Source organism: Azohydromonas australica DSM 1124, assembly GCF_000430725.1.
Lineage (GTDB): Bacteria > Pseudomonadota > Gammaproteobacteria > Burkholderiales > Burkholderiaceae_C > Azohydromonas > Azohydromonas australica.
Genome location: NZ_AUMO01000077.1, coordinates 1 through 13220, shown reverse-complemented (window position 1 = coordinate 13220; position 13220 = coordinate 1). Strand labels below are relative to the sequence as shown.

Annotated in this window: 12 protein-coding genes; 8 read left to right on the top strand and 4 right to left on the bottom strand. The window is 66.9% G+C overall.

Annotated elements, in window-relative coordinates; all coding sequences use genetic code 11:
* Positions 1-14 precede the first annotated feature (14 nt).
* The 7 genes from H537_RS0113010 to H537_RS0112980 all read left to right on the top strand — a co-directional run bounded on the left by H537_RS0113010 (position 15) and on the right by H537_RS0112980 (position 8189).
* Complete coding sequence (locus tag H537_RS0113010) at positions 15-1382, top strand: DUF1329 domain-containing protein (RefSeq protein ID WP_028998277.1); 1368 nt, start codon at positions 15-17, stop codon at positions 1380-1382.
* A 167-nt stretch (positions 1383-1549) separates the two neighbouring features.
* Positions 1550-2512, top strand: coding sequence for a WD40/YVTN/BNR-like repeat-containing protein (locus tag H537_RS0113005; RefSeq protein ID WP_156901665.1), 963 nt, complete (start codon positions 1550-1552; stop codon positions 2510-2512).
* 37 nt (positions 2513-2549) lie between these two features.
* Positions 2550-5000: an efflux RND transporter permease subunit gene (locus H537_RS42710; protein ID WP_051242510.1), complete on the top strand. Its 2451-nt coding sequence runs from the start codon at positions 2550-2552 to the stop codon at positions 4998-5000.
* Positions 5001-5029: 29 nt separating this feature from the next.
* A complete protein-coding gene (locus H537_RS0112995; protein WP_028998275.1) occupies positions 5030-5995 on the top strand; it encodes a VOC family protein in 966 nt (321 codons plus the stop codon).
* Positions 5996-6002: 7 nt separating this feature from the next.
* Positions 6003-6830: an enoyl-CoA hydratase/isomerase family protein gene (locus H537_RS0112990; protein ID WP_051242527.1), complete on the top strand. Its 828-nt coding sequence runs from the start codon at positions 6003-6005 to the stop codon at positions 6828-6830.
* Between the two features lie 9 nt (positions 6831-6839).
* Positions 6840-7667, top strand: coding sequence for an SDR family NAD(P)-dependent oxidoreductase (locus tag H537_RS0112985; protein WP_028998273.1), 828 nt, complete (start codon positions 6840-6842; stop codon positions 7665-7667).
* 15 nt (positions 7668-7682) lie between these two features.
* Positions 7683-8189 (top strand): DUF1993 domain-containing protein, encoded by a 507-nt coding sequence (locus H537_RS0112980; protein ID WP_028998272.1) that lies wholly within the window; start codon positions 7683-7685, stop codon positions 8187-8189.
* Between the two features lie 267 nt (positions 8190-8456).
* Here H537_RS0112980 and H537_RS0112975 read toward each other — a convergent pair whose 3' ends face one another.
* From H537_RS0112975 to H537_RS0112965, 3 genes are read right to left on the bottom strand one after another with little or no spacing between them, the layout of a single operon-like run.
* The gene (locus H537_RS0112975) at positions 8457-9695 is read right to left on the bottom strand and encodes an NAD(P)/FAD-dependent oxidoreductase (RefSeq protein WP_028998271.1); all 1239 of its coding nucleotides are present in this window, start codon (positions 9693-9695) and stop codon (positions 8457-8459) included.
* A gap of 45 nt (positions 9696-9740) precedes the next feature.
* Positions 9741-10931: a thiolase family protein gene (locus tag H537_RS0112970; protein WP_028998270.1), complete on the bottom strand. Its 1191-nt coding sequence runs from the start codon at positions 10929-10931 to the stop codon at positions 9741-9743.
* Entirely contained in the window at positions 10931-11329 is a 399-nt protein-coding gene (locus H537_RS0112965; RefSeq protein WP_028998269.1) for a Zn-ribbon domain-containing OB-fold protein, read from the bottom strand. The genes H537_RS0112970 and H537_RS0112965 overlap by 1 nt, the downstream gene beginning before the upstream one ends.
* Positions 11330-11785: 456 nt before the next feature.
* Between H537_RS0112965 and H537_RS0112960 the strand changes: the two genes are divergently transcribed.
* The gene (locus H537_RS0112960) at positions 11786-12565 is read left to right on the top strand and encodes an SDR family oxidoreductase (protein ID WP_028998268.1); all 780 of its coding nucleotides are present in this window, start codon (positions 11786-11788) and stop codon (positions 12563-12565) included.
* On the opposite strand, the gene H537_RS0112955 is transcribed toward H537_RS0112960, so the two are convergent.
* Entirely contained in the window at positions 12547-12954 is a 408-nt protein-coding gene (locus H537_RS0112955) for a VOC family protein (RefSeq protein WP_238446677.1), read from the bottom strand. The two genes, H537_RS0112960 and H537_RS0112955, sit on opposite strands and share 19 nt — an antisense overlap.
* Between the last annotated feature and the right edge of the window lie 266 nt (positions 12955-13220).

Here is a 13220-nt window from a genome sequence, read left to right as displayed (position 1 = left end):
ACGGAGACCGACACATGAACTTGCACAACACCCTGGGCGCCGTGGCGCTTGCCGCCCTGGCGGCACCCGCGCTGGCCGCAGTCTCGGCGGACGAGGCCAAACAGCTGGGCAACACGCTGACCGAGTTCGGCGCAACCAAGGCCGGCAACGCCGACGGCTCCATCCCTGCCTACACCGGTGGCGTCACCACGGCGCCGGCGGGCTTCAAGCCCGGCACCGGCAAGTGGGTCGACCCGTTCAAGGACGACAAGCCCCTGTTCCGGATCGACTCGAAGAACTGGGAAAAGTACGCCGACAAGCTCAGCGACGGCCAGAAGCACTTGCTCAAGAACAATCCCGAGTATTACCTCGACATCTATCCGAGCCGCCGCTCTGCGGCCTATCCGGAAAAGATGCTCAAGGCCACGGTGCGCAATGCGACCAGCTGCAAGACGCTGCGCGACGGCATCGCCGTCGATACGGCCTGCCGCGGCGGCCTGCCGTTCCCCATCCCCAAGAACGGCCTGGAGGCAATGTGGAACCAGATCCTGCACTACCAGGGCGACACCGCGATCACGACCTCGGCGTCGCGCTCCTGGGTCGTTGACACGTCGGGCAAGCCGACCATGACGTCCGAGCAGAGCACGTACACCGACCCGGTGTGGTACCAGGCCGACCTGACCGACCGCGATCCCAACATGGCGTGGCGCGTGTTCTCGGTGACCAAGCAACCGGCCCGCCTGGCCGGCGCCGCCACCGGCCTCACGGACTTCATCGACCCGGTGGCCACGCCGCGCAAGGCCTGGAGCTACACGCCGGGGCAACGCCGCGTGCGCCAGTCGCCCGAGTTCTCCTACGACACCCCGGTGGCCAGCCAGGGTGGCCTCACGCTGTTCGATGAGCTGTTCATCGTTTCGGGCAAGCTCGACCGCTTCGACTACAAGCTCGTGGGCAAGAAGGAGATGTACATCCCCTACAACGAGTACAAGGGCTCGTTCGAATGCCCCACGGTCGAGATGGCGCTCAAGCCGAAGTACGTCAATCCGGACTGCCACCGCTGGGAACTGCACCGCGTCTGGGTCGTCGAGGCGACCCTCAAGTCCGGCATGCGCCACGCGTACTCCAAGCGCAACTACTACCTGGACGAGGACATGACCGGCGCCGGCCTGTACGACGCATTCGACCAGAACGGCCAGCTCTACCGCTCCATCTTCAACGGCATGGTCCAGCTGTACGACCACAAGTTGCCCTGGGCGGTGCGCAACGTCATCTTCGACTTCAACAAGAACATGTACGGCTACTTCAACGACGTGAACGTGGGCGGACACACGATCGCGGCGAAGGCAGCGCCCGAGCGTGAGCTCAACCCCGAGTCGATCGTGACGCGCGAGACGGCGCGCTGACAGAAAACAGTCTCAGCACAATGCCTTCCTTGCATCGTCTCGTCTCGGCAGCGGGGCTGGTTGTGGCCATGGCGGCGGTCATGGCCGCCGGCCCTGCAACCCCGCCGGCGCCCCTACAGGATGTGCTCGACACGCCGTCGGCGCCGTCGGCGCGCGCACAACGCAGCATGGTCAGCAGCCTTGCCCGGCGCGGTGACCGCCTGGTCGGTGTCGGTCCCCGGGGTCTGGTGCTGCTGTCCGTCGACGGCGGTGGCAGCTGGAAGCAGGTGCCCGCGCCCGTCAGCGCCGACCTCGTGTCGGTGAAGTTCGCCGCCGGCGATACCGTCTGGGCCGTTGGCCACGATGCCGTGGCGCTGCGCTCGGTGGACGCCGGTGCGACTTGGGAGCGCGTGCTCGACGGCCGCTCGGTGCTCAAGCTGCTGCGGTCCACCTATGGCTCCGCCGCTCAGGCGGGAGATGCCCGGGCCAAGGGCATGCTGGACGAGTTTGATCGGGCGATGGAGCAGTCGGCCACGCCCGGCGTGCTGCCTGCGCCCTTCCTCGACGTCTGGTTCGGGGCCAACGGCGAGGGCTACCTCGTGGGCGCGTTCGGCCTGATCCTGCGCACGGCCGACCACGGCAAGACCTGGGCGCCGTGGATCGAGCATGTGGACAACGACAGCCGCTTCCACCTCTACGGTGTGTCGGGTACGGCCGAGCGCCTGTACGTCGCCGGCGAGCAGGGGCTGCTGCTGCGGCTGGACCGTCAGCAGGGCCGCTTCGTCAAGGTGGACACGCCGTACAAGGGCACGTATTTCGGCGTCGACGTGCAGCCCGGCCGCCTGCTGGCCTACGGACTGCGCGGCAATGTCTACCTCAGCCGCAACGACGGCCAGCAGTGGGACAAGGTCGACACCGGCATCGATGCCCATATCGTCGCCGCCGTGAATGCCGGCGACGACCGCCTGCTGCTGGTGTCGCAAGCCGGACATGTGCTCGCCCTCAAGCCCGGGAGCCTGAAGGTACAGCCGCTGCAGGTGCCCTTCACGAGCGAGGTTCTCTCTGCTGTGGCTGCCGGCAGCAAGGGCTTGGTCTTCGGGCAGATCAACGGCATCCGCGTCGTCGAATTGATGGGCTACTCCCTGCAATGACCTGGCGCGCGCGCACCACGATTCAAGGACTCACGCCATGAGCGGCCATACCGAAAACACCGGCGGCATGCCGGTGATCGCCGACCCGCGGGACTTCGACGTCCATTCCGGCAACCGGGCCGAACGCCTGATCTTCAACCACCGTGCCCTGGTGCTGGCGCTGTGCCTGCTGGCCACGGTCGTCTTCGGTTTCTTTGCGCTGAAGCTCGACGTCAATGCGAGCTTCGACCGGATGATTCCGACGTCGAGCCCGTACATCAAGAACTACCTCGACAACCGCAAGGAGCTGCCCGGTCTGGGCAACACCATCCGCATCGTCGTCGAGAACAAGACCGGCAACATCTACGATCCCGAGTACCTCGAGACGCTGCGCAAGGTCAACGACACGCTCTACCTCATCCCGGGCGTCGACCGCTCGTGGATGAAGTCGCTGTGGATGCCCATCGTGCGCTGGCGTCAGGTGACGGAGGAGGGCATCAGCGGCGGGCCGGTGATGCCGCAGGACTACAGCGGATCGCCCGAGTCGATCGAGCAGCTCAAGCTCAACATCACGCGTGCGGGCATCGTGGGAAGCCTGGTCGCCAACGACCTGAAGTCCACGATGATCGTCGCGCCGCTGCTGGAGCTCGATCCCAACACCCGCAAGCCGCTGAACTACGGTGCCTTCTCGCGTGCGCTGGAACAGAAGATCCGCTCCTTTGAAAGCGACAAGGTCGGCGTCCACATCGTGGGCTTCGGCAAGATCGTGGGTGACCTGATCGCCGGCCTGCACGAGGTCATGCTGTTCTTCGGCGCGTCGGTGCTGGTGGCGGCGGTATTCGTGCTGGCCTACACGCGCTGTGTGCGCTCCACCGTGCTGCTGGTGACGGTGGCCACGGCCGGCGTGATCTGGCTGCTGGGGCTGATGCAGCTGCTCGGCTACGAGCTCGACCCGTACTCCATCCTGGTGCCGTTCCTGATCTTCGCCATCGGGCTGTCGCATGGCGCACAGAAGATGAATGGCATCCTGCAGGACGTGGGCCGGGGCACGCACAAGTACGTGGCAGCGCGCTACACGTTCCGTCGGCTGTTCATGGCCGGTCTCACGGCGCTGCTGACCAACATCGTCGGCTTCGCGGTGCTGATGATCATCGACATCCCCGTCATCCGTGACCTTGCGTTGACCACCAGCGTTGGCGTTTCGGTGCTGGTCTTCACCAAGCTCGTGCTGATTCCGGTTTCGCTGTCGTACATCGGTGTGAGCCCCGCGGCGGCCAAGCGCGCGCTGGCCGAGGACCACGACACAAGCAAGGGCAAAGGATTGATGGCCCGGCTGTGGCTGGGACTGGACCGCCTCACCGAGCGCCGTTACGCATCGCTGACCATTGGCGCCGCCTTCGTGGTCACCGCCATCAGCTCGGTGGTGATGATGCAACTGCGCATCGGCGACCTCGATCCCGGCGCACCCGAGCTGCGCGCCGACTCCCGCTACAACCTCGACAACGCCTACGTCACGGAGCACTACGGCCTGTCCAGTGACCAGTTCGTCGTCATCATGAAGACGGGCGCCGACGGCTGCCGCCTGTACGAGTCGCTGCAGCTCATGGACAACCTGGCGCAGTCGCTGCGCTCGACCGCGGGTGTACAGACCACGACCTCGGTCGCCGAGACGACCCGCTTCTTCACCGCCGGCCTGTCCGAAGGCAGTGGAAAGTGGCTCACCATCAGCCGCGACCAGGCCATCACGAACGCCGCGGTCGGTGCCGCGATGATCGCCACGCCCGACATCACCAACCAGGACTGCTCGGTTTCCCCGCTGGTGGCGTACCTGAGCGACCACAAGGCCGACACGCTCGCACGCGTGCTGAAGGTAAGCGAGGACTTCGCGCAGCGCCACAACACCGCGCCCGACGCCAGGACCCCCACGCAGTTCCTGCTGGCCGCGGGTAGCGCAGGCATCGAGGCCGCCACCAACATCGAGGTCGAGCGCGGCATCGTCAAGATGTACCTGGCGGTCTACGGTGCCACCGCGCTGCTGTGCCTGCTGACCTTCCGCAGCATCGCCGCCACGGTGGTCGCGATGATCCCGCTGATCATCACCTCCATCCTGTGCAAGGCGCTGATGGTGTGGCTGGGCATCGGGCTGAAGGTGGCCACGCTGCCCGTTATCGCGGTGGGCGTGGGCGTCGGCGTGGACTATGCGCTGTACCTGCTGAGCGTGCAGATCGCCATGCAGCGCCGCGGCGCCACGCTGGCACAGGCCTACCGTCGCTCGCTGGACTTCACCGGGCGCGTGGTGGCTCTGGTCGGCCTGACGATGGCCGCCGGCGTGATCACCTGGGCTTGGTCACCCATCAAGTTCCAGGCCGACATGGGCATCCTGCTGACCTTCATGTTCCTGTGGAACATGCTCGGCGCGCTCGTGCTGATTCCTGCGCTGTCCCACTTCCTGCTCAATCCCAGGCGTCGTGAGCCCGTGGCCCACGTGCAGCCGCGTCCGGCCGCCTGAACCAACTCTTCGACAACAAGGAGTCGCAAATGTTCGACCTGCTGCTGAGCGCTGACATGATGGTGTCGGATCCCGATGCCATGGCCGACCTGCTGGCCGCCAAGCTGGGCATCCACAAGCACGAGCGGTGGCGCCAAGCCTTCGATGACCACCCGTACATCGCGCATTTCCTGCGCGTGCACAAGTCGCTGGCCGTCTCGCCCACGCGCGTGGAGCCGCAGGGACACCTGGACAAGCCCAATCTGGGCGACCCGATGTTCCACGAGTTCCTGGAAAGCCTCAAGGACTACCAGGGCCGCCATCGCCCGATGCTGACCCACTCCATCGTGCTGGCGCTGCAGGGTGCGCGGTTCGATGCGCTGGTGGAAAAGCTCATGCGGCGACGGCTGCGCTTCCGCATGGCACAACGCACCCCCGACATGCCCTTCGACCGGTTGTGGCTCGGTGCCACGCCTGAGGATCCCCGCTACGACCCCTCGGTCGACGGTGGCCTGTGCATCGAGATCATGCCCACCGAGCCGCTGCAACTGCCGGCCGACACCTTCGCCACGCCCGCACCCAAGCCCCGCAGCCCGGAGCCTGGCGAGATGGTGCGCGTATCGGCGCGCGGCTTCCTCGTGCGCAACCTCGACGAGACGCTGCGCCGCTGCTCCGCGAACCTGGACTGGGAACCCCACGGGGCGGTCGAGTTGCTGGAGCGCGAGGGCTACCGTCGCGCGACCATGGAGTTCGCGCTGCCCAACAGTGCCTCCTTGGACGTGATCGAGGCCACGCGCTGGAACGGCGAGGCGGGCCTGTACCTCAACAGTTGGGGGCCGGGTCCGTACTACATCCGCATTGCCGTCAACGGCCTGGCGGCCAAGGCCGAGGACTTGCGCCGGCGCGGCACGCGCTTCACCTGGATTGACGAGTGCGAGGCCGTCGGTGGCAAGCCGCTGATCCGTGTCGAACCGGCTGACCTGAAGGGCCAGCTCGTCGAGTTCGAGGAGGTCTGAGATGGCCATGACGATGGTTTCCAAGGAGGCCGCCATGGCCGGCGATGCGGCGGTGGAGAACGCCGTGCGCGTGCAGCGCGAAGCCGGTGTGGGCTGGATCGTGCTCAACCGCCCGGGCCAGATCAACGCCATCAACGACGACATCCGCCGCGGCGTGCCCGCGGCGCTGGCCGAGATCGAGGCCGACCCAGCGATCCGTGTGATCGTGATCCGCGGCGAGGGCCCGCGCGGCTTCTGCGCCGGCGCTGACATCAAGGAGCAGCGCCAGGCCGAGAACTCCCTGCAGGTGCGCCGCCGCATGGAAAAGGCACGCTGGATCGAGGCGCTGGACCGCGTCGAGAAGCCCGTCATCGCTGCTATCCACGGCTTTTGCATGGGCGGCGGGCTGGAGCTCGCGCTGGCCTGCGACATCCGCTTCGCAGCACCGGACGCCGTGCTGGCGCTGCCGGAGACGGGGCTGGGCCTCATCCCGGGCGGTGGTGGCACGCAGCGGCTGCCGCGCGTTGTGGGCCCGGGCCGTGCCCTGGACATCCTGCTCACCGGCGCACGCATGAGCGCGCAGGAGGCCAGCGCCATCGGGTTGGTCACGCGCGTGGCATCCAGCAAGGAAGCATTGCTGGCCGAGGTGACCGCACTGGCGCAGTCAATCGCCGCCAAGCCACCGATGGCCACCGCCTATGTCAAGCAGGCTGCGCGCGCGGCACAACAGCTTGACCTCAAGAGCGGACTTGATCTGGAGCTCGACCTCTTTGCGATGCTGGCGCCGATGCAGGATGTCAAGGAAGCGGCGCTGGCGTTCCGCGAGAAGCGCGCGCCACAGTTCACCGGCCATTGAGGAGAAGCGATGACAGCAAGACTGGAAGGCAAGGTGGCGATCGTCACCGGCTCGGGCCACGGTATCGGCGCGGAGACCGCTCGCGTGCTGGCGGCGCAGGGCGCGCGCGTGGCCGTGGTGGACATCGAACTGGCCGCCGCGCAAGGCGTGGCAGCGCAGATCGATGCTGCGGGCGGACAGGCGCTGGCAGTGCAGGTCGATGTCACCTCGGAAGAATCGATCCGCGCCATGGTGAGCGCCGTCGTCGAGCGCTTCGGGCGCATCGACGTGCTGCACAACAACGCCGCGGCGCTGGACACTGCCCAACGGCAGTCCGACCGCGACGTGTGCAATGTCGACGTCGCTGCCTGGGACAAGGCGCTCGATGTCAACGCGCGCGGCGCGATGCTGTGTTGCAAGCATGTCGTGCCGCACATGCTGGAGGCGGGCGGCGGATCCATCATCTTCGCCACCTCCGGCTTCGGCCAGCTCGGCGACGTGACGCTCACCGCCTACGCCGCGTCCAAGGCGGCCTTGATGGCGCTGGCGCGCTCGGTAGCGGCGCAGTATGGCAAGCAGGGCATCCGCTCCAATGCCATCATGATCGGTTTTGTCATCAACGATCATGCCCAGAAAACAGTGCCTGAGGAGATCAAGCAGATCCTGCTCGAGCAGCACCTCACGCCTGAGCTGGGCCGTCCGCGCCAGATCGCCGACGTGGTGGCCTTCCTCGCCAGCGAGGAATCCTCGTTCATCACCGGCGCCGTGATCCCCGTGGACGGCGGCTTCACCAGCCACTCGCCGGCCATGGTGCCGCTGCGCCAGTACTTCGAGCGGCAAGGCTCCAACAAGCTCTGAGGGAGAGAACGCACCATGACGATGTCCATGTACGGGGCCAGCGTGCCCGTGTTCGAGCGCATGCTGGACAACCTGCTGACCTGGCTTGCCAAGGCCCAGGCCCATGCCGAGTCCCGGCGCTTTGACAGCGCCAACTACCTCGGACTGCGGCTGGCGCCAGACATGCTCACCTTTGCCTCGCAGGTGCGCATCGCCGCCGACGTGGCCAAGCTCGCCGTGGCACGCCTGGCGGGTGTGGACGCACCGAGGTTCCCCGATGACGAGACGACGCTGGAGGCGCTGGCGCAACGCGTGCGCAACACGCTGGCGTTCGTGCGCTCTATCGATCCCCGGAGCATCGACGGTTCCGATGCGCGCGAGATCGTGCTGCCTCAGCGCAGCGGAGAGTCGCTGCACTTCACTGGCGAGACTTTCCTGCAGCGCTGGGCACTGCCCAACTTCTTCTTCCACGCCACCACCACTTACGCGCTGCTGCGCCACGCCGGCGTGGACCTGGGCAAGGCCGACTTCCTCGGCCTGTGACCTTGGCTACACCACGCCGGGCTCGCCACCAGGCGGCCCGGCGTGCCATGGGCTCCTTTGGAGCCTGCACGCGCCTTGGATAGGGGGCAGTGCTTGCCGCTTCACTGGTGCACCAGCCGTGGCTCTCCTGCAGGCCGCTGAGCCTGTTCCCGGTACGGAACTCCTTGTCCCAGGTTGGCCTTGTCGCTGCGTTGCCATGCATGCCGCCAAAGCGGCACGCCGCCTTGCTCGGCTTTTGAACGACGCCTCGACCCAGGCGTGCCGCCGTCAGGGGTGCTCGCGCGTGGCCAGTTCGTAGGCCTTGAGGTCGAACCCCGGCTCGGCAGCCTGCGCCGGCGTGAGGGTCACGGCGCGCCCGAGAATCTTGCGCGAGCTCATGTGGTCCACCGGACGGTTGACCGACTCGACAGCGATCAGGCGTCCCTGGCGGAAGCACAGCACGCTCATCTGCCGGCTTTCGGGCGAGCCCAGCAGCACGGTCTCGTCGTGGCCGTCGGACAGACCGGCGATCTGCAGCTTGAGCTCGCCCTGGTCGGTCCAGAACCAGGGCAGGGCGGCATAGGGCACGGGTTTGCCCATCAGCCTTGCGGCCACCGAGCGGGCCTGGTCTACCGCGTTCTGCACCGACTCCAGTCGTATAGGGGTGTTCGCGTACGGGCTGGTGAAACTGGCCACGTCGCCGATGGCCGAGATGGCCGGGTCGCTTGTCTGAAGCAGCTCGTTGACACGAATGCCATTGGCGACGTCCAGACCTGCTGCCACGGCCAGCTCGGCGTTGGGCAGGACGCCGATGCCATAGACCACCAGGTCAGCCTGCAGGTGACGCCCATCGGACGTCTCCACGCCCGTGACCTTGCCGCTCTTGCCGACGATGCGCACCAGGCCCTGCTGCAGGTCCAGTGTCACGCCCCAGCCGCGGTGGGCCTGCGCGAACAGCTCGGACATCGGCCGCGAGAGCGCGCGCGCCATCGGCCGGTCAGCAATCTCCAGCACGTGCACCTTGATGCCCTTGGCCGCAGCCACCGCCGCGAACTCCAGCCCAATGAAGCCGGCACCGACCACCACAGCGTTTTCGATGCTCCCCAGGCGCGGCGACAGCGCATCGGTGTCGGCCAATGTACGCAGCCCGAACACGCCGTCGAGCTCCACCCCGGGCACGGCTGGCACGCGGTTGCGCGCTCCCATGGCCAGTACCAGATGGTCATACTCGACACTCGTTCCCGAGGTCAAACGCACGCAGCGATGGGCGCGGTCGATGGCAATGACGCTGTCGTGGAGACGGTCGATGCGGTGCTCGTCGAAGTACTCCGGCGGCCTGAAACGCAGCGCGTGCGCGCCGATCTTGCCCAGCAGGTAGGCCTTGGACAGGGGCGGACGCTGGTAGGGCACGCCCGGCTCATCACCGACGATGGTAATGCGCCCGGCGTAGCCGTCCTGGCGCAGCGAGCTCGCCACCTGGAAGCCGGCCTGGCCAGCGCCGACGATCACCACGGAGTTCAAAGACATGGAGGCATCCTTTTTCAATGCGGGCGCGGGTGGCGCCCTCGCAAGTCAATCCTTCACGAGCAGCAGGCTGCCGCCCAACGGCCCGCCGCCGGCCGCCGCTACCGCCACCTGGTGCGGTGCAATCTGACGCTCCCCGGCGCGGCCCCACAGTTGTGTGCAGGCCTCGTGGACGTAGCCCAACCCGTGGGTGCGTCCGCCCGAGAGCTGGCCACCGTTGGTGTTGATGGGCAGCATGCCGTCGCGCGCGATGCGGCTGCCGCCCTCGACGAAGCGCCCGCTCTCGCCGCGAGGGCACAGCCCCAGGCCCTCGAGCCAGATCATGGTCAGGATGGAGAAACCGTCGTAGAGCTGTGCACTGCGCACGTCCGAGGGCTTGTAGTCCGTGCGCGACCACATCATGCGGCCGACGTCGAAGGCAGCCATCTCGGTGAACGAGATCTGGTCCCATGACCACGGCTGGTGCAGCGCGGCGCCGATGGCCTCAATGCGAATGGGCGTGTTGCGGCCATCAAGCGCAGCGTCGGCGCGCGAGAGCACGATGGCCGTGGAGGCGTCGCAATGCACGTCGCAGTCGAACATGCGCAGCGGCGTGGAGATCATCTTCGAAGCGAAGTAATCCTCCATCGTCATGGGCGTGCGGAACAGCGCCTTGGGATTGAGCGCGGCGTTACGGCGGCAGGTCAGGGCGATCTGTGCCAGCTGCTCGGGCGTGGTGCCGTACTCGTGGAAGTGGCGCTGCGCGTACATCGCCATGAGGTTGATGGCCGAGAGCACGTTGAAGGGCGTGTACCACTGCCAGAAGTAGCTGCTGTCGCGCCCGACGGTCTTGTTGGTCAGCGCGGCCTCTGCCTTGTTCACACGCCGCGCGCTGGCTTCGGTGATGGTCCGGAAGACGAGCACATGCCGGCACAATCCCGCGGCAATGGCCATCGCGCCGTTGATCACGCCCGCCAGGGGACCCGGACCCTCGTAGCCGGCGCCGTACCAGTTCACCTTCAGGCCCAGCACGCTCATGAGCGCGTTGGGGCCCACCGGCGAGAAGCTGCTGCCGTTGTTGTTGTCACCGGGCCAGCAGGCGACACCATCGATGTCCTCGCGCCTGAGGCCTGCGTCGGCGATGGCCTCCAGGCAGGCGTCAAGCGTCAGCCGCATGGCTGACTTGGAGGAGGGGCGGCCGACCTCGGACTGGCCGATGCCGGTGATCGCGACATTCTTTTCGTACAGCGGTACGGCCATCACGCGGCCCTCTCGAATAGCGGAATCCACACATCTTCCTGCGGCTCGAAGGTCACGCGCACCGGCATGCCGATGGCCACCTGTGCCGGGTTGCAGCCAACGATGTTGGTGAGCAGGCGCAGGTCATCCTGCTCATCCAGGCCGACGATAGCCACCACGTAGGGCTGCGTCAGCTCGCTCGACCACGCCTGGTGGTTGACGGTGAAGGTGAGCACCCGCGCCCGCCCGGACACCGCGCGCGGGGCCACATCGAGGCTGCCGCAGCGTGGGCATACCGGTGCCGGTGGATGAAAGAAGCGCTGGCAGCCAGTGCAGTGGTGGATCAGCAGTTCGCCCCGCGCGCCACCCTGCCAGAACGGCGCGGTGTCTGGCGTGAGGGCCGGGAGCTTGCGTGGCATGGCCTGCTCCCGCTCTCAAGCTGCCGCGCCCGGCAGCCCGGACGCATGACGCTCATCGGCCGGCGAGTTGCACACGCCAGGCGCTGTCGCGGTAGTGCCGCCAGCGCTGCAGTCGAGTTGCCCTCCTGAGGCCAGGAAAAGCCAAGTCCCGGCAGGGCCATCGAGCAGGCGGCGGGGAGGACAGTGGGAGCGGACTTCGGATCGCAAGGGGCTTCCTGGTTGACGTCGTTCGGCACAGGAAGTTTAATTGCTGAACACATTCAGTCAATATGTACAAATCCAAGGGTTTACACCACGCGGCCACCCGGTGGCCGGGCCGGTTGGGCGGGGGCAGGAAGCCCCAGGGCGTGTGCTGCTGCGCCGAGGGCACCCGTGTCCCCGGTGAGCATGACTGCACCGCGCGAGGCCTTGCGGTCCGACGCGTCGGCGTGGCCTGCACTGGGCACTGAACACGACATGGATCTTGGTATTGCAGGACGGCGCGCACTGGTGTGCGCGTCCTCACGTGGTCTGGGGCTGGCCTGCGCGACCGCGCTGGCTCGCGAGGGATGCGACGTCACGCTCAACGGCCGAGACGCAGGGCGCCTGGCCGAGGCGGCCGATGGCATCGAGCGCCTCACGGGGCGAAGGCCAGCCGCCGTGGCCGCCGATCTGGACACTGCAGCCGGACGCAATGCGTTGCTGGCTGCCTGTGCAGAGCCGGACATCCTGGTGACCAACAACGCCGGCCCTGCGCCGGGTACCCTCGCCGACTGGGACCACGACGCATGGCTGGCGGCGCTGGAGGCCAACCTGCTGGCACCGGTGCACCTGATCTCGGCCGTGGTGGAGGGCATGCGCCGCAGGCGCTTCGGCCGCATCGTGAACATCACCTCGGCGGTGGTGAAGACGCCGCGCTTCGGCTTGAGTCTGTCCACCACGGCGCGCACCGGCCTCACGGCGTTTGCCAAGGGCCTGCAGCGCGAGACCGTGGCTGACAACGTGACCATCAACAACCTGCTGCCACAGCACATCGACACCGGCCGGCAGCAGGAAATGGCCCGGCGCATGATGCATGACCGGGGCATCAGCTTCGAAGAGGCCCGCACATTGCAGACGCGCATGGTGCGTGCGCGCAGGCTTGGCACGCCGCATGAGTTTGGCGATGCCTGTGCCTACCTGTGTTCGGCGCAGGCATCCTTCATCTCGGGTCAGAACCTGCAGGTCGACGGGGGTTCCTACGACGCGCTGCTCTGAGCGACCGAGCCGTCCTTGAGATGCGGCGGCACCTTCTGCGCCGCATCGAAATCGATCTCCACTTCGGCCCCGTTGGGGTCCTCGAAGAAGACCTGCCACGTGCTCCACGGGCGCGGTAGGCGCAACAGTCGGTAGGCAACGCCTTCGCGCTTGAGCATCTCCAGCGTGGCGACGATGTCGTCGCCATGGAACGCCATGTGGTCGAGCGCACCACGGCGCAGCGCGGGCATGTGCTGCACCTCGACCACATGCAACACCGCCTGCTCCCCGGCATACAGCCACACGCCGCCGATCCCGAAGTCAGGCCGTGCGCCGACCTGCAGGCCCAGCCGCTCATAGAACGCCTGGGTCTGCGCCAACCGGTCCGTGACGACCGTGAAATGGTCCATGCGTCGAATGCAGTTCATCGAGTTCTCCTGTCCCAGGACCCCATCGTCCTGGCGAAAACCATAAGTTGAACAGAATTGCGAAAAATGACCAACAACGGCATGATGCGGTTTACCCGATCCCTGCGACGACGCTCATTGGCCGCCGTCGCACTTTCACAACGAGGCTTGAGCACCATGCTGATCGACCTGCATGCACATGCGCCCCATCCGGGCTACTACAACCAGCACCCGCACTGGGGGCCGTTCTTCGAGCAGCACAGCGACGG